Consider the following 16,261-nt stretch of genomic DNA (forward strand, 5'->3'; position numbering starts at 1 on the left):
GGAAAGCTACCTCGCCGGCCTTCACCTTCGCGGCGCAATGATCTGGATCAAGGACCTCACCCGAACCCATTGATCACGACCGAATACACGTCCTAACTCAGAACTCGCCGGTGTCGAGGTCGAGTTCGAACGGCTCGGGCAGCCGCCGCCCGCCGATTACGGCCAACCTCTGGCCATATGAATAAGCGCTTGCTTAGACCCGGGCGCGTTCAGCCGTCGAGCCCGAGCGCCCCAGGAGACGTCATGGCCGGAGCCACCGGAGTCAACCGTCAGATCCGCCTTGCCAGTCGGCCGGTCGGGGAGGTGCTCGTACTGCGCCTGGCATGAAGCTCCCCGGGCGGCCGCCACCCTCGTGCGGCCGCCCGGGGCCCGGATCCACCGGGTCAGAGGAGGCGCTTGATCTCGCCGCGCGCCCGGTAGAAGCCGCCCGAGGCGGACTCCCGCACCTCGGCGACGAGGTAGCGCGCCCCGGCGACCCGGATGTCCTTGGGGAACTGCACCCGCCGCGACGGGTCGTAGCCCTGCGAGACCACCCGCACCCGCAGCCGGGCGCCGTCCTGGACGCACTCGACCTCGACCTCGCCGCCGGTCCTGGCGGTGGCCACCGCGACCGTCTCCAGTCCGGCGCCGGCCAGCACCGGCTCCCAGCCCGCGCCCTTGACCTCGGCGGTCTTCGGCAGCGTGCCGTCCTCGGCCGCCCGCACCGCCTGCTCACTCGCGTCCAGGCAGGCCAGCGAGCCGTCGGTGGTCACCAGGTAGAGCCGGCCGTCCCGGTACTGCATGCTGTACGCCGAGCCGCAGCCGGTGGCGAGCTTCCACAGCCGGGTGCCGTCGGCGGCGAAGCAGTACACCGAGGAGTGGTTGTCCCCGGCGAAGACGTACTCGCCGTCCGGGGAGGCCGCGCAGGAGAAGACGGCGGCGTCACAGCGGTAGGCGGCCACCTCCGCACCGTCCGACTTGCGCAGCCGGTGCACCCAGCCGCGCGCGGTACCGGCGAACACCTCGTCGGCCTCCTGCCAGCCGAACAGCACCTCGCCCTTGGTCGGGGTGTGCCACCGCTGGTCGCCGCTGCGGTTGTCGTAGCGGGCGACGCCGCGCGAGTGGCCGTGGTAGACGCCGTCGGCGTCGCAGCGCACCATCCAGCCCGCCCGGCCGTCGGCCTGGCGGCGCCACTGGAACTCGTCCTCGTGATCCACCGTGGTCAGCCCGCCGCGCTCGTCGGCGACGCCGAGCACGCCGTCGTGGATGTCGAGCCAGAAGATGTCCACGTCCTGGGCGATCTCGTACGCCACCCGCGGGACCTTGCCGCCCAGGTCGTACACCTTGCCGTCGTCGCAGCCGGCGTAGATCCACCAGTCGTCCGCGACGATGCACTTGACGCCGTCCGGCAGGCCGTAGCGGGCGGTCACCTCGCCGTCGTGGGTGAGGGTGTAGACGTCGCCGCGCTCGTTGCCGACCCAGGCGTGCTCCTCGCCGACGAAGATCCCGAAGGCGGGCGAGCCGGAGCGGAAGCGCCACAGCAGCGGCGCCTGACGGGCGGTCGAGCGGCTGCTGACGATCTGCCGCCTGGTCACCGCCCGGCGCTGCCGCACGCCCTGGACCGCCGGGGCGTAGCCCTTGCGGACCTTCTCGCCGATCTTCTTGGCCGCCGACGCGGCCGCCTTCTCCGGGCTCGGGTACGTGGTCGACTTGCTCTGCCCGGGCTCGCCTATCCGCCCGTACCGCACCGTCACCACCTGGCCGGCGAGCCGCACCTCGTAGAACTTGTGCGCACTCCCCTCGTCCTCGGACAGTTCGAGGTAAGTGACCTGCTCTTCCACGGCGACGGACACGACTGGGTCCCCTTTCGGGCAACGGAGATGGGGTTCGGGCGGAACAGGCCCGCCGACACCTCCAAAGCTACGGCCCTGCACTGACAGTCGGCTCCGGCCCTTCGTGGCGGTGTCATCCGGGTTCCCCGGCCGCCCGGACGGCGCACTTACGGGCCCGTGGCCATCACTCCGGCACCGGGCCGGGTATTCGAGGTGCCATGAGCGACACATCCGACGACCGTTACGCGGTCTCCGTCGAGTTCTACGACCTCCTCCAGGCCGACGACGACCGCCGCAGGGCCGAGCGGCGTTTCGGCGACGCCGGGCGTCACGCCTGTCACGGCATCCTGGACATCGGCGCGGGCACGGGCATCGTCACCCAGGTTCTCCTCGACGCCTCCACCGTTCCGGTCCACGCCGTCGAGCCGGCCACCGCGATGCGGACGGCGCTGCTGACGCGCCTGGCCTCGCTGAGCGCCGACCGGCGCGCCCGCGTCACCGTCCACCCCCGCCCCGTGGAGGCGACGGACCTGGAGGAGGCCGCCGACCTGGCCGTCGCCTCGAACGTCATCGCCTGCCTCGACCCGGCCACCCGCCGCGCCACCTGGAGGGCCGTCGCGCGTGCTCTGCTGCCGGGCGGGCTGTTGCTGTTCGAGCCGCCGCCCACCACGCTGCCCGCCGGACGCGAGGCGGTGCGTCGGCTCGGTCCGGTGCGGGTCGGTCCCGACCTCTACAGCGCGCAGGTCACCCGTGAACCCGACCGGGACACGCTGCGGACCGTCTTCACCTACCGCGTCGAACGCGACGGGCACGTGGTCCGCGAGGAGAGGGAGGCGTTCAGCATGTGGCCGGCCGGTGAGCAGCAGCTCCGCGGGGAACTCGAAGCCGCGGGCCTGCAGGTGGTGCAAGCCCCCAGCCGGGACCTCATGGCCGCACGCCGGCCGTCGCGGTGAGCCGGAGCAACGGGCGTGTCCGGCGCTGTCCGGGCCGGGCGCCGGCGATGCGATGTCGCCCGGGTGGGGCAGTGCTCCGGGGTTCCGTCGTGCGTACTGACGGGGAACGGAGCAGCGTGGTGCGGGCCCGACCGCTTGCGGGGCCGGTCGACCCGGCCCGCCCCGTCCCTGTGAGGTGACCCAGTGGCTGACGTACCGGTGGAGACGTACATCGCGGTCCGTCCGCGTGCGCAGGTGGCCGCGAGCGCGGACGAACTGCTCCGGCGCCGTGCGGGTACGGTGCCGGTGGAGGAGGCGGGGGCGCTCGCCCGGCCGGGCGCCGAGCGGGAGCGTGCGACGGGCGCGGCCCGCGCGGTGGGCCGGACCCTCGGCTCCGCACCGACAAGCCGCTGAGGGTGGCCGCGACCAGCCGTCCCGACGGCACCGCGTCCGGCTACGTCCTGTGGCTGCGCAGCCCGTCGGGAGCCTTCAGTGTGTTGCCCGTCGCGGCCACCGGCCGCCTCGGCCCCGCCGGGCACCCCCTCTACACCGGCTGCGACGGGCAGCTCCTGGTGGAGATCACCGCCGAAGGGCGGCACCGCGCCCTCGCCCGGCCCGCCGACGCCCGCATCCTGACCGCCGCGCCGTGCTCGTGAGGCCCCGGCGCCGTGTGCTGCGGTCCGTGGCCGGGCGGTTGCGGCGCACGAGGGTGGCGAGCAGCTCGGCGATGGCGGGGCCGGCGTCGGCGGGGTGGCGGAGCTGTTTCCCCTCGGGCGGCTCGGGGGCGCCGCGCGTCGGCGCGGGTGGGGCTGGCAGGCTGTGGTGGTCGGGGCGCCGCCGGGCGCCCCTCGGCGAGGGGGGTACTCGTGGTGGGTGGACCGGCGGATCGGCGCGTGCCTCCTCTGGATCCGCAGGTGCGGGCGGCGGTCGCCGCCGCCGGGGAGCGGGCGCGGCAGGTGCTCACCCCGGAGTGCCTGGCGGCATGGCAGGAGCGGGACGCCGCCTCCCGGCCCCGCCCGACGCTCGACCGGTTGCGCGATGACGGCCGCTTCGAGGTGACGGAGCTGCGCGTGCCGCGGGCCGACGGCGGGGACGACGTCACGCTCGTCAGCGCACGGCCGGCCGGGGTTCGCGAGGAGCTGCCGCTGCTCTACTACCTGCACGGCGGCGGGATGGTGACGGGCAACGCGTGGTCCGTCCTGCCACGCTTGCTGCGCGGGTGGGCGCTGCCCCTGGGGTTGGCGGTCGTGTCCGTCGAGTACCCGCTGGCACCGCGCACCCGCTTCCCCGGAGCCGTCGAGGCCTGTTACGCCGGACTCGTCTGGGCGGCCGAGCACGCGGGTGCGCTGGGCGTGGACGCGCGGCGCGTGGTCATCGGCGGCAAGAGCGCCGGCGGCGGGCTCGCCGCGGCCCTGGCCCTGCTGACCCGCGACCGCGGTGGTCCGGCGCCGGTCGGCCAGCTGCTGCTGAGCCCGATGCTCGACGACCGCGGCGACACCTTCTCCAGCCACCAGATGGCCGGCCACGACACCTGGCACCGCACCTCCAACACCACCGCCTGGCAGGCCCTGCTCGGCCACCGGTACGGCGCCGCCGACCTCTCGCCGTACGCCGCCCCGGCCCGCGCCACCGACCTGTCCCGGCTGCCCGCGGCGTACGTCGAGGCCGGGTCCGCCGAGACGTTCCGGGACGAGGCCGTCGCCTACGCCAACGCGATCTGGCAGGCAGGCGGCGAGGCCGAACTGCACGTGTGGCCTGGCGCCTGCCACGGTTTCGACACCCTCGCCCCGCACGCCGCCATCACCCGGGACGCCCACGACGCCCGTACCCGCTGGCTGCGGCGCATCCTCCGACGGTGAACCCGGCTCGGACCGGCAGTCACGGGGCAGGCCCGTCCTCGGTCGGTCCGGCGCCGCTCGGGTCCGCCCGGACGCCGACCCGCCCGACCGGTCAGAGCCAGCCGTGCTCGTCGGCGACCCGCAGGGCCTCGGTGCGGTTGCGGGTGCCGGTCTTGGCGATGGCGGAGGAGAAGTAGTTGCGGACCGTTCCCTCGGACAGGTAGAGCTTGGCGGCGATCTCGGCCACGCCGGCACCCGGGCGGGAGGCGTTCAGCACGTCGCGTTCGCGGGCGGTGAGCGGGGAGGCGCCCGCCGCGAGGGTGGCGGCGGCCAGTTCCGGGTCCACCACCCGCTCCCCCGCCGCGACCCGGCGGATCGCGTCGGCCAGCACCTCGGCCGGGGCGTCCTTGACCACGAACCCGAGCGCTCCCGCCTCCATGGCGCGGCGCAGGTAGCCCGCGCGGCCGAAGGTGGTGAGGATGACCACCCGGCACCACGGCGCCTGCTGGGCCAGCACGGCGGCTGCCGCCAGGCCGTCCAGTCCGGGCATCTCGATGTCGAGCAGGGCGACCTCCGGCCGGTGCTCCCGGGCCGCCTCCACGACCTGGTCGCCGCGGCCGACGGCGGCGACCACCGTGAAGTCGTCCTCCAGGTCGAGCAGGGTGCGCAGCGCGGTGCGAACGAGTTCCTGGTCCTCGGCGAGCAGCAGGCGGATCGTCATGTCGTCCCTTCGTGGCCGGAGGCGGGCCCGCCGGGGTGCGGACCGCCCGGCGGGACGGTGACCGCCAGCCGCCACCCGCGCGGGTCCAGCGGGCCGGCCTCGACCGTACCGCCCGCCGCGGCGACCCGTTCCCGCAGTCCGGTCAGGCCCTTGCCGTCGACCGTGACGCCCGGTCCGCCTCCGCCCCCGGTGCCGTCGTCGCGGATCTCCATCGAGGTGGCGGTGAGCAGCACCGAGCAGCGGTCGGCCCGGGAGTGCCGGACCACGTTGGTGATCCCCTCGCGCAGCACCCAGCCGAACAGCTCGCGCTCCCCCGGCGCGACCGTGTCCGCCGCCGTCGGAAGGTTGGCCACCACCCCGGCGGCGCGCAGCAGTTCGCGTCCGCGGGCGAGTTCGCCGGCCAGGGTCACCTCGCGGTAGCCGGTGACGGCGGCGCGGACGTCGGACAGCGCCTGGCGGGACAGCGTCTCCACCGCGGCCATCTCCGCCACCGCCTGGTCCAGGTCCTTGCCCGCGAGCCGCTGGGCGAGGCGGGACTTGACGGTGATCGCGGTGAGCGAGTGCCCCAGCAGGTCGTGCAGGTCCCGGGCGATCCGGTTGCGCTCGGCCTCCGAGGCGAGTCGCGCCACCTCGGCCCGGGCGACGACCAGAGCGTTGTTGGTGGCAGCGATCTCGGCGAAGGCGCCACAGGTGAGGGAGGTGAACAGCAGGGCCAGGGCCTGGAATGCGCCGGGCCCGGTGTGCCAGGGGCGCACCGCCCAGGGCACCACCAGCGCGGCCACCGTCCCGGCCGCCACCGCCCGGGCGGCATGCTCGCGCCACTGGATCGCGATCGCGGAGACGACCACGGTGGCGAGGAAGAAGGCGCCCTCGTGGGCGAACGGCAGCGCGGCCAGGAACAGCGCCGTCATCACTGCCAGCAGCGGTGCCATCCAACGCCGCCGGCCCGGCCCGAGGGCGAGGACCAGCAGCGCGTAGCAGAGGCAGAACGCGGCGACCACGGCGTACCCGGCCACCGCGGCCGCGCCGGAGACGGTGCCGCCCACGGCCGCGGCGGTGAGCCCCGGGAAGACCAGCATCCCGCTGCCCAGCAGGAGGCGCCGCCAGCCCCGCCCCCAGTCCCGGACGGGGCTCGGCACGCGCTCACGGCCGAGGGAGGTGGTCGCGCGCTCTTCGCCTGCGCGCTTGCGGTCGCGGTCGATGTCGCGGTCGTGCTTGCGATCGATGTCGCGGTCGGTCACCCCTGGGTCCCCCTCCTCAGAGCCTGGCGAACAGGCTACGCAGGTGCCGCCCGTTGACCACCGCGGCCACGCCCAGCAGGGCGAGCCCGCAGACGCCCTGCTCGACCTTCATCCACACCGGGAAGGTTCCCGGCAGGGCGATGATCGTGGCGATGGCGACGAGCATCACGGCCGACAGGATCCGCAGCCGCCGGAAGGCGCTCCGGGAGCCGTTGGCGGCCCGGACGGTCAGCAGGAGGGTGAGGGCGGCACTGGCCACGACGATGGTGCCGCGGACCAGGACCGCCGGGTTGACCAGCGTGTGGTGGTCACGGAGGGCGATGGCTGCCGCCAGCGTGACGACGCTGAGGCCGAGGTAGGCGAGCACGAGCAGCCTCACGATGCAAAAGGCCCGACGGGTGTCGGGGTGCTGCGGGTCGGTGGAGGTCATGGCGTCCATGCTGGTGGCCGGCCCAATGCACGGGGCAGTGTGTTCGCGCACCGGCCCACCGTGACAATTGTCAGCGTCGCCGGGCCTCCGCCGTCGGCTCCGCGTCCAGCAGACGCACCATGTGCAGCTTCGCGACCGCCCGCCCGTCGACCAGGACGGCCCGCGGTTCCCGCCCCCACACCTCGAAGCCGCTGGCGGTGTAGAGCCGCAGGGCCGGCTCGTTGCCCTCCGAGACGGTCAGCAGCACCTGCCGCAGCCGCCCGTCCTGCGCTGCCGTGTGCAGCACCTCGTCCACCAGGGCGCGGCCGATCCCGCGGCCGGCGGCGCTGCGGGCCACCGCCATGCCGTACAGCGTGCCCTTGTGCCGCTCCTGGCCGCGCGTCGGCACCTTCAGCCCGGCGGTGCCGACCAGCGCGCCGGCGCCGTCGAAGGCGCCGATCAGCGCGCCCGGCCCGTCCTCGGCCTCGGCCAGCCGGCGCAGCGTCGCGGACAGCGGCTTGCCGGCCTCCTCGGCGTGGCTGGAGGTGAAGGCGGTCGGTGTCTCGCGCAGCGCCGCCAGCCGGAAGGCCCGGTACGGTTCGGCGTCCGCGGTGCCGAGGCGGCGCAGCTCCACGGGACGCCGGCCGCGCTCAGCCGAGGCGGACACGGGTGCACCTTGTCACGTACGGCAGGGCGATCTCCTCCCGGCCGGCCAGGTCCGGGTGGGTGGCCAGCAGTTGCTCGACGTCGGCCAGCAGACGGACCCGCTCGTCCTCCGGCAGCGCGATCACATAGCTGCGCGAGGCGACCATGTCGACGATCCCGGCCCGGGTGGTGACGTGCTCCCAGCGGATCTCCAGCCGCTCGGGCGGTCCGAACGGCGCCGGCAGGACCGGCCGGGTGTCGATCCGCTGCCGCCCCGTACGGTGCATCAGCACGCCGAGCGCGGCGGCCCACGGCTCGGACTCGTCCCGGACGTTCCACACCAGCGCGAGCGTCCCGCCGGGGGCGAGCACCCGGGCGATCTCCGGCACGGCGACCGCCGGGTCGAACCAGTGCCAGGCCTGCGCCACCACCACGGCGTCCACACTGCCGTCCGGCAGCGGGATGCGCTCGGCCGAGCCCGCCCGGACCGCCGCCTTCGGCACCGTCGCGGCCAGCTGCGCCCGCATGCCCTCGTCGGGCTCGACCGCCACCACGTCCAGGCCCGCCTCGGCCAGCAGCCCGGTCAACTTGCCCGTCCCGGCGCCCAGATCGAGCACCCTTCGGGCCTCCCGCGGCACCGCCGAGCCGATCAGCGCCTGCGGATAGCCCGGCCGGCCGTGCTGGTACGCCTCCGCCGCCGCCCCGAACGACCGCGCCCGCAGCCGCCCGGCCCACCGCCTGGTCGCCCCCTGCCGCGTCATCCCGCAGGCCCGCCCGATCTCCTCCCAGGTCGCCTCCCGCCCGCGCCGCAGCTCCTCCACCAGCTCCGTCCGCCGCTCCTCCAGCGCCTCGATCACCCCCGACAGCCGCCGCAACCCCTCCGCTCCGCCCCCACCGGCCACATCCTCCGCCACCCGCCGTCCGAGATCACCCGTGTTCATGGCCAGGCACTGTACGGCCCCTCGAAGGAGACCGTCAACATCCATTGCCCATCCACGCAACACTCGTTGCCCCCGGTCGTGCCACCGGCCCCGGCCGTGGTGCGGCCGGGGCCCGTCAGCGACCCGCCGTCAAAGCGGTCGGAGGGTGAGCGCGAACTGGGGAAGCGCCAGCAGGAGCAGGGCGGTGCCGGTCTCGATCCAGCGGTACTTCGCGCGGATGATCGCGCTGGTGCCGGCCAGCGCCGAGAGCAGCGGACCCGTCGGATCGTGCCCGGCCCGCTCGAAGGCGCGGCGCAGCCGCTCAGGGCCCGCGCCCGGGGTGATGTGCTCGAAGTACCCCGGGCCGGCCGCAGCCCCCCGCCGCCCCTTGCGGTGGCGCGGCACCAGCGCGGAGGCGAAGCAGCCGACGGCCAACAGGGCGCTCGCCACGGCGCTCCACCGGAGCAGCGGGACCGTCCAGGCCAGGGAGCCGGAACCGGCGCCGCTGTCCAGCGGGATGAAGGTGGCGAGCACCGCGCCGGTGAAGGCCAGGAACACGGCGGCCTTGGTGTCGGCCCGGACGAGCTCGGCGCTGTTGGCCGCCATCAGGCGCTCCATCGCCGACACGGAGGACGGGCTGGACACTGCTATTGGCGCGGTGGGCCGGCGGCTCCTTCCCGCGGAGCGCCGGCGGGGCCCGGCGACCATGCGCCGCCGCGACTGTCGGTGCACGCGCGCCCCCGTCACCGCGGGCTCCCGTTCGGGACGCCGCCGGCCCAGCCGTTGACGTGCGAGCGAATCTTGACGAAGTCCGGCCCAGGGGCCTGCGGGGCCGGACCGGGGACCTGCCGTCCGAGGGACACCAGACGGTCGCGCAGCACCTTGGAGATCTCCTCCTGCTCCTGCGCCGTCAGCTTGCCCAGCATGCCCGCCATCCGATCCTGCCAGGTGGTCTCGCCCCGGAGCAGGTCGGCGTGGTTGACCACCCAGTCCAGGACGTCGCGCACCTCGTCGGGCTTCCTGGCGAGCCAGAGCCCGGCGAGCGCGAGCGGACCGTCCTGGACGGCCCGCCGGCAGAAGGCGTACTCCTCCTGGCTCTTGGCCGTCCAGTCGAAGGGCACGTCCGTCGCGTCGGGCTCTCCGAGCCTCAGTTCGTTGCCGTGCTCACGGGCGAAGACATCCGTGACGCGATAGCCCAGGCCGAAGTGGGGCAGCACGTACGGCGCCGCAAGGTACTGCACCAGTTCGTCGGGGCCCAGCCTGGTCTGCGCGGCAACGAACTGGTCGTTGAGCTGGCGCAGGCGGCCTTCGAGGTCCTTTCGGACCGGCAGCCAACCCCGGCTGGTCCGGGTCCGAACGGCCTGCGCGGCATCCTGGACCCACCACAGGACGTGCACCTCCACCGATTCCGTGCCGTACGGGGTGGGGAGACGCACCGCCCGGACGCCCGGCCGCTCGTCCAGCTCCACCAGGTACGCCCGGTCGAACCCGCGCAGTCCCAGCCGCGCGGCGGATCCGTCTTGCTCCTCCACGCCAGCCGGTCTCGGACGGCTCTCCCCCAGCCGGTGGTACATCCCGGCCCGGTCCCGCAGGACCAGGGCCCGGTCGCGCCGTCCGGACCAGCGGTGGCGGAGGATCTCCCGCCAGGGGGCGCGGGTGGCCTGGGTGTAGACGGGCGGGTCAGTGTCGACGGTCATCGTGGTCTCCGAACGCAGGGGCGGAAGGGTACGACTGCGGCTCGCCACGCCGCCAGGCCTCCAAAGCGCGGTGGGCGATGTCACGGCCGACCAGGTCGGGGGCGTCGCTGCGGTCGATCTCGACCAACAGCCTCAGTTCGCCGGGGCGCATGTCCTGGGCGAGCGCCGTGAGCAGCGTCTCCACAACCGCTCGGAGAGATTCGTCCGAGGTCGCTGTCAGGCACCAGTGGAGAAGGCCATCGCACGTGGGGCCGAAGAGCTGGTCGTCGTTGAGAGCTCGACGGATGGCGGTCATCACGCCATCCGTGAACTCGGTCTCAGTGCGGAGCTGCTGCCCGAACCATGACGGATACCACAGCAGCCTGGAGAAAATCTCGAGCGCGAACCCGGCGTCCTTCCCGGGCCGGTCCGCCCACCTCATGAGCTGGCGAAAGACCACCGGCTGGCGACCGTCCGAGAAGAGTCTGGACAGGGACTCGGCAACGGATCTGGCGACCACACGCTCCTCGCCCTCCTCCCCTCGATAGCAGCGCCGGAGCAGCGACACCGCGAGTTCGGGCCGAGATGCCCCGAAGTCCCGACCGCACGCGTGGGCAACGGTGGACCGGAGGCGCGAGCCTCCGGCCACGCTCCAGTCGCCGAGGCGGTGCTTGACCTCACTGGCGAGCAGCGGGTCCTGCGCCGCAATGCCCAACGCGTACGCGGCCATCCTGCGACTCTGCGCACGATCGGACTTGGCCAGATCGTGAATGCGCTGGAGTGCTCTCCGGCCACCGCCCCAGCCGGCGGCAAGCCCCACCATTCGGCCCATGGGTTCGGCCAGTTCGCGATCGGTTCCCGAGACGTTGTCCATCCACTCGGTCAGCAGTCCCGACACGTCTCCGTATTGCCGCCACACGTACCGCAGAACTGTCTCCGCCTGTCTGTGCCGCTTGAAGCGAACCGGCTCCACCGTGTAGGTGAAATCCCGGGCGACCAGGACCTCGCCGGGCAAGCGCTCGGCCCGAATGGTCGCCAGCAGTTCGTCCAGCGAGCGCCGAAGGACGAACGTCGGGTTCGGCCGAGGCGCCTGACCGTCCCCGTCCACGCTTGGCCGCAGCACTGCGTCGAGGCGGCCGTCGGCCAGTTTCAGCAGGCGGTCGGTCTCATCCCGGACGATCCGGTAATCAAGACCCTCCAGGACGCTCGTGACCAGCAGGAACGCCAGCGCGTCCGGGTCCTCGCGAAGCTCCTTCAGGAGGTCCGGGACCTCCGTCTCCGCGAGAAAACTGAGCCGCTGGCCGAGGTCGGCCGGGTCGGGGCCTTCGTCTCCGGCCCGGCTCACCTCGTCGACGAGTTCGGCGACCTGGGCCGGCATCAGCTCGGGTGCCAGCAACTCGTCCAGATCCGCTTCCAGCCGGGCCAGCAGCGCCTGGCGTCGCCCCGCATCGGGCACCACCGCTTCCAGGCGGGCGTCGAAGACCGCACGCGGCGGCGGGGGCGCGTAGCGCACCGGGCTGAGGTCCAGATCGCGGACCACGCCACGGAGACGGTTGGCGTCGTACGGCAGCATGACCACCATGAAGGCCTGGGCGTCCTCCAACCGCTGGCGCAGCTTGGCGACCGCCGCCGGTCCCAGCCGCACCGCGGGCGACAGGCCGTGTACCAGGTACCCGCGCGCCTCGCTGTGGGTGGGCCGCCAGGAGGACAGGTCCGAGTCACTGTCCAGTGCGCGCAGGACCATGCTTTTCCCGCTGCTCTCGACCAGCAGGTTGATGGCGGTGGTACGGCGCCCGGTGCCGGGCTCACCGGTGAGGAACAACAGCCGGGTGCCGAGCGTCCTCAAGGCCTCGGGAAAACAGTCCGGCTCTGCGAACCCGGTCTGGGCAGCCAGGATCTCCGGCCAGGAGATGGGGCCGTCCTGGGCTTCCACCCGCTCGCCGCCGCCGAGGGCGGCACCGGCAGCGCTGTTCTCGACGCGTTGGTCCCCGTGCACCGAACCGGTGTTGATGTTGCCGCCCGGCGCGTAGATGAAGGGCCGGCCGGCTCCCCAGGCAGCGAACTCCTCCTCGACGTCATCGAAGTCGGGGTCGTCCGGTGCCCCGGGCGGACCTTCGATGGCCGGACGCTCGTCGGGGCTCACCGGTGGTGCCCGTTCTTGTCGCCCTGCACGATGTCACCCACGTTGCCGTTGACCGTCCCGAACGTGACCCCCTCCACACGGTCGCCACCGTAGGAGTCGCCGCGCACGTTGGTGACGCTCTGGTCCCCGTGCACCGTGCCGCTGTTCAGGTTCCCCCCGTCGGCCCGCTGGTTCACCACCGTCCTCGGCGCCCGGCGCCGCTCCGTCCGCCCATCCTCCTCCCGCCCGTTCCGCCCCTCCTGCTCCTCCACGACGACGTCGCCGAGGATCCTGCGGTCGTAGAGGTTCCCCGACGGCGCGGGCACGTACAGCCACGCCTGCTGGTCGAAGCGCTTGCCCTCGACGGTCGCCGGCACCTCGATGAAGTGGTCGGGGTGGCGTCCGGTGAAACCGCCGGCCACCGCGTCCTGGTAGCACCGGTCGGACAGGATGGCGGCCACGTGGGTGATGCTCTCGTTGGAGGCGGCCAGCATGGCCTTCACCGGGCGGGAGTCGAGCAGCCGGTGGGTGTCGTTGCGCGGGGTGCCGTTGCCGTCGAACTCGCCGCCCGCGTCCGGGAGCGGGCCGATGTTGAGGCTGACCCGCAGCCGGATGCGCACCGTCCCGACCGAGTGCACGTTGAACTCCGTGAGCACATCCTGGAGGGTGTTCAGCCAGGGGTGGATCAGGAAGGGCATCCAGGCCGGGTCGAATCCGAACACGTAGCCGTCACCGGTCGAGTTGGGGAACCGCCGGCCCTGCCAGACCTCGGCCAGTCCGGCCCGCTCGAAGGACCACTGGAGCACCTGCGGGACGGCCCTGCTGATCACGCCGTGCTCGATCGCCGGGTACCCGGTGAAGTCCTTGGCGTCCACGGCGACGATGCCCCGGTACGGCGGGAGGTGCCGGCTGCGGCTGTACGGCAGGGCGCTGGCCTCGGGCATCGGCTGGTCGGACTCCGTCATCTCTGCTCCTCGTTGTTCTCGTGCTGACCTTGCGCCATCAAGCTTCGCGACACGGCGTCGTACCGTGTGCTCACTCAGTGCGGAAGATCAGTGACGGAGGTCACACGAGGAGCCGGTGGATCGTCAGGCGTGAAGGCCTGCGGCCGCGCGGCGGAGTGCGGGGAGGTCGCCGAGGGCGATGGACTTCCGGCCGGCCTCGACGTGGTGGGCGGCGAGCGCGGTGAGGGCGGCGGTGACGGTGTTGCGGGAGACGCCGAGGTGCTGGGCCAGTTCGTCCCGGGTCAGGGCGAGTTCGATCCGGCGGCCGGTTGCCGGTGCGGTGCCCGCGGAGAGGTCGGCGAGAGCGACCAGGGCGGCCGCCAGTCGGGGTGCGACGTCGCCGCCGGTGCGGGCCAGGTCCGATTCCCGCAGCCGGCCCATGGCATAGCGGACCATGACGGGGAACAGCCCGCGCTCGGCGACGAAGCGCAGGAAGACGGCCTTGCCGAGGACCGCGACCGTGCAGTCCGAGATCGCCTGGACGCTCGCCGAGCGGACGCCGTCGTCCAGGACGGCGACTTCCCCGAGGAGTTCGCCCGGGCCGCGGAAGGCCAGCAGCCGGACGTCCCCGTTGCGTTCCTGCCGGCTCACCTTGGCGACTCCGGCCAGCAGGGCGAGGACGTGAGTGCCCGGTTCGCCCTGGCGCAGCAGGGTGGTGCCGATCGGATGCCTGCGCTCGAACGCCTCCTCCAGCATGCCCGTCCAGACGGCGTCGCCCATGAGGTGGCGCAGGGTCCGGCCCAGCGGACCGGGGGTGCTGCTGCCGCGATCGTTCATGCGACGACCCTAGGAGTCGCGGCTCGCGGCCGCAGCGGAATCGGGGCCTCGGGGGCGCGGCTCGCCAGGCCCGACCGCGGATCCCCTTCCGGGTGATTGCCATGCTCCCAATTGACCTGAATCGCCGCCTTAGCACGAACTCGGCGCGAGATTGGGGGACTTGGGGAGGAAACCCTTCGCATGAGCGAATCCGGAGCGGGTCGGCGGCGCGCGGGCGGTGAGGCGAGAAGCCTGGTGGGAGGGCGGAGGCCGTCCCTGGTTGCGACTGGCGTGCGAGATGTCCGGGTTGTCCGGCAGGTTGCGACAAGTCGGTTACGGGACGGTATTTTTGACTTTTGGTCAGGATGTCCGGAACTTGGCTATGCTGCACCACCACGCCCCGGAGCCGGTCCCCGCTTGTCCCCCGTACTGTTCCGATCGTTTGAGGATGCTGAATGCTTCGAGCTGGATCTTCACTCGCCAGACGGCGCCGAGAACCCCTGCTCGGCTGGTTGTTGCCGACGGCCGTGATGGCGGCGGCCGTGGCGGTCGCCATGGCGGTGGTGGACGCCGGGGCCCGGACCGGGGTGCTGTGGTGCGGGGCGACCGGCACCGTGCTGGTGGCCGTGGTGGCCGCCGAGTCGGCCCGCCGGGGGCGGGCGCTGAGTGAGTCCCGCGACCGGCACGCCCGGCAGGTGGAGGATTTGCACCGCCGGCTGGCCGGGCAGGAGGACGAGCTGGACCGGCTCGCCCGGGTCGAGATGCGCAGGGTGGTCGCCGGGGCCCGGTACGGGTACTCCTTCGACGTCCTGACCCGCCCGCTGGAGGAGGGCGACGCACCCGTCTCGCCGAGGTTCCGCCGGTCCCTGGTGGCCGTCGTCGAGGGCGTGGCCAAAGCCGTCGACGACGAGGTCAGCCGACGCGACTCGGCCGAGCGGGCCTTCACCCACATCGCCCGCCGGGTACAGGCCATCATCCACCGGCAGGCCAAGGACCTGCGGGAGATGGAGGACCGGCACGGCAACGACCCGGCGGTCTTCGACGACCTGCTGCGCCTGGACCACGGCAACGCGCTGACCGGCCGCCTGGCCGACAGCATCGCCGTCCTGTCCGGCGCCCGCCCCGGCCGTCAGTGGACCCGTCCGATCGCGCTCTACAGCGTGCTGCGCGGCGGCATGTCCCGGATCCTGGAGTACCAGCGGGTGGACCTGCACCCGGTGGCCCAGATCTCGGTCACCGGACCGGCCGTCGAACCCCTGATCCACGCCGTCTCCGAGCTGCTCGACAACGCCACCCGCTACTCCCCGCCGCACACCCACGTGCACCTGAGCGCCTCCGAGGTGCAGAGCGGGATGGCGATCGAGATCGAGGACGGCGGCCTCGGCCTCACCGACGAGGCCCGGTTCCGCGCCGAGCGCTCGATCCGCGAGGCGATGGTCTCCAAGGACTTCGACGACCTCACCGAGTCCCCCCGGCTGGGCTTCGCCATCGTCGGCCGGCTCTGCCAGGCGTACGGCTTCCAGATCTCGCTGCGCCGCTCCGCGTACGGCGGCGTGCGGGCGGTGCTGGTCGTACCGCAGGAACTGCTCACCACCGCACCGCCGACCGGGCGGGCGCACGGCATCGGCGCCTTCTCCGGCCCCCGGCCGCTGCCGCCGAACCCGCCCCGGCACGCTGCCCCGGGCCGCCCCTGGGGCACCCGGACGACCTCGGCCGGCGTCGGGCCGTCCTACGGCTCGACCAGCCCGTGGGGGCCCTCCCCTTCCGGCCCGAGCTCCGGAGACGACGAGGTGATCGTGACCGAGTGGACGCCCAACGGCCTTCCGCAGCGCCGGCGGAGCCGCCCGATGGTGCCCCGGGGCGGTTTCGCCGGGTCTGCCCGCACCGCCACCAATCCCTCCGGGCCCTTGGCGGGGCCGCCGGCCCAGGCGCCGCGCCCCGCCAAGGAGCCGAAGCAGCCGGGCCTGTGGCTGGAGGCCTTCATGGACGGCATCAAGGGCACCGGGCCGGCGCCGTCCGGACCGGGAGACGCCGCACGCACCGACGCCGCACGCCCCGACGCCGCACGCACCGCGGACGCCGGACGCGCCACCGACGCCGGACAGACGGACGCCGGACGGACGGGTGCCGGACACACCAGCGCCGCACACACCAGTGAAGAGACGGCAGGGAAAGGCGAGCAGTGA

At 73.5% G+C, this 16,261-nt stretch carries 16 protein-coding genes; 5 read left to right on the top strand and 11 right to left on the bottom strand.

Annotated features, from left to right (window positions below):
* Positions 1-383 precede the first annotated feature (383 nt).
* A complete protein-coding gene (locus ACIRRH_RS40925; RefSeq protein ID WP_403078152.1) occupies positions 384-1,832 on the bottom strand; it encodes a WGR domain-containing protein in 1,449 nt (482 codons plus the stop codon).
* Between the two features lie 197 nt (positions 1,833-2,029).
* Here ACIRRH_RS40925 and ACIRRH_RS40930 point away from each other — a divergent pair, with 197 nt between their 5' ends.
* The 4 genes from ACIRRH_RS40930 (at position 2,030) to ACIRRH_RS40945 (ending at position 4,602) form a co-directional block, all read left to right on the top strand.
* Positions 2,030-2,764, top strand: a complete 735-nt coding sequence (locus tag ACIRRH_RS40930; protein WP_403078154.1) for a class I SAM-dependent methyltransferase — start codon at positions 2,030-2,032, stop codon at positions 2,762-2,764.
* A 183-nt stretch (positions 2,765-2,947) separates the two neighbouring features.
* Entirely contained in the window at positions 2,948-3,157 is a 210-nt protein-coding gene (locus ACIRRH_RS40935) for a hypothetical protein (RefSeq protein ID WP_403078157.1), read from the top strand.
* A gap of 2 nt (positions 3,158-3,159) precedes the next feature.
* Entirely contained in the window at positions 3,160-3,399 is a 240-nt protein-coding gene (locus ACIRRH_RS40940; RefSeq protein ID WP_224277378.1) for a DUF6296 family protein, read from the top strand.
* A 237-nt stretch (positions 3,400-3,636) separates the two neighbouring features.
* Positions 3,637-4,602, top strand: a complete 966-nt coding sequence (locus ACIRRH_RS40945) for an alpha/beta hydrolase (RefSeq protein ID WP_403078161.1) — start codon at positions 3,637-3,639, stop codon at positions 4,600-4,602.
* A 91-nt stretch (positions 4,603-4,693) separates the two neighbouring features.
* Here the strand turns inward: ACIRRH_RS40945 and ACIRRH_RS40950 are convergent, their stop codons facing one another.
* The 10 genes from ACIRRH_RS40950 to ACIRRH_RS40995 all read right to left on the bottom strand — a co-directional run bounded on the left by ACIRRH_RS40950 (position 4,694) and on the right by ACIRRH_RS40995 (position 14,096).
* Positions 4,694-5,302 (bottom strand): response regulator, encoded by a 609-nt coding sequence (locus tag ACIRRH_RS40950; protein WP_403078164.1) that lies wholly within the window; start codon positions 5,300-5,302, stop codon positions 4,694-4,696.
* Positions 5,299-6,543, bottom strand: coding sequence for a sensor histidine kinase (locus ACIRRH_RS40955; protein ID WP_403078167.1), 1,245 nt, complete (start codon positions 6,541-6,543; stop codon positions 5,299-5,301). Before ACIRRH_RS40955 ends, ACIRRH_RS40950 begins: the two co-directional genes overlap by 4 nt.
* A gap of 16 nt (positions 6,544-6,559) precedes the next feature.
* Complete coding sequence (locus ACIRRH_RS40960; RefSeq protein ID WP_403078170.1) at positions 6,560-6,973, bottom strand: hypothetical protein; 414 nt, start codon at positions 6,971-6,973, stop codon at positions 6,560-6,562.
* A gap of 70 nt (positions 6,974-7,043) precedes the next feature.
* The gene (locus ACIRRH_RS40965; protein WP_403078173.1) at positions 7,044-7,619 is read right to left on the bottom strand and encodes a GNAT family N-acetyltransferase; all 576 of its coding nucleotides are present in this window, start codon (positions 7,617-7,619) and stop codon (positions 7,044-7,046) included.
* Positions 7,603-8,538 carry a methyltransferase domain-containing protein gene (locus ACIRRH_RS40970; RefSeq protein ID WP_403078176.1) on the bottom strand — a complete coding sequence of 312 codons (936 nt, stop codon included), beginning with the start codon at positions 8,536-8,538 and terminating at the stop codon, positions 7,603-7,605. Before ACIRRH_RS40970 ends, ACIRRH_RS40965 begins: the two co-directional genes overlap by 17 nt.
* Before the next feature lie 129 nt (positions 8,539-8,667).
* Positions 8,668-9,123 (bottom strand): Pycsar system effector family protein, encoded by a 456-nt coding sequence (locus ACIRRH_RS40975; protein ID WP_403078179.1) that lies wholly within the window; start codon positions 9,121-9,123, stop codon positions 8,668-8,670.
* A gap of 137 nt (positions 9,124-9,260) precedes the next feature.
* Positions 9,261-10,214 carry a hypothetical protein gene (locus ACIRRH_RS40980; protein WP_403078181.1) on the bottom strand — a complete coding sequence of 318 codons (954 nt, stop codon included), beginning with the start codon at positions 10,212-10,214 and terminating at the stop codon, positions 9,261-9,263.
* The gene (locus tag ACIRRH_RS40985) at positions 10,198-12,336 is read right to left on the bottom strand and encodes a hypothetical protein (RefSeq protein WP_403078183.1); all 2,139 of its coding nucleotides are present in this window, start codon (positions 12,334-12,336) and stop codon (positions 10,198-10,200) included. The genes ACIRRH_RS40980 and ACIRRH_RS40985 overlap by 17 nt, the downstream gene beginning before the upstream one ends.
* Positions 12,333-13,280 (bottom strand): hypothetical protein, encoded by a 948-nt coding sequence (locus ACIRRH_RS40990; protein WP_403078185.1) that lies wholly within the window; start codon positions 13,278-13,280, stop codon positions 12,333-12,335. Before ACIRRH_RS40990 ends, ACIRRH_RS40985 begins: the two co-directional genes overlap by 4 nt.
* A 123-nt stretch (positions 13,281-13,403) precedes the next feature.
* On the bottom strand, positions 13,404-14,096 hold the full coding sequence (locus ACIRRH_RS40995) for a Crp/Fnr family transcriptional regulator (protein WP_403078188.1): 693 nt from the start codon (positions 14,094-14,096) through the stop codon (positions 13,404-13,406).
* A gap of 434 nt (positions 14,097-14,530) precedes the next feature.
* Here ACIRRH_RS40995 and ACIRRH_RS41000 point away from each other — a divergent pair, with 434 nt between their 5' ends.
* The gene (locus tag ACIRRH_RS41000; RefSeq protein ID WP_403078190.1) at positions 14,531-16,261 is read left to right on the top strand and encodes a sensor histidine kinase; all 1,731 of its coding nucleotides are present in this window, start codon (positions 14,531-14,533) and stop codon (positions 16,259-16,261) included.

It is taken from the genome of Kitasatospora sp. NPDC101235, assembly GCF_044767505.1.
Classification (GTDB): domain Bacteria; phylum Actinomycetota; class Actinomycetes; order Streptomycetales; family Streptomycetaceae; genus Kitasatospora.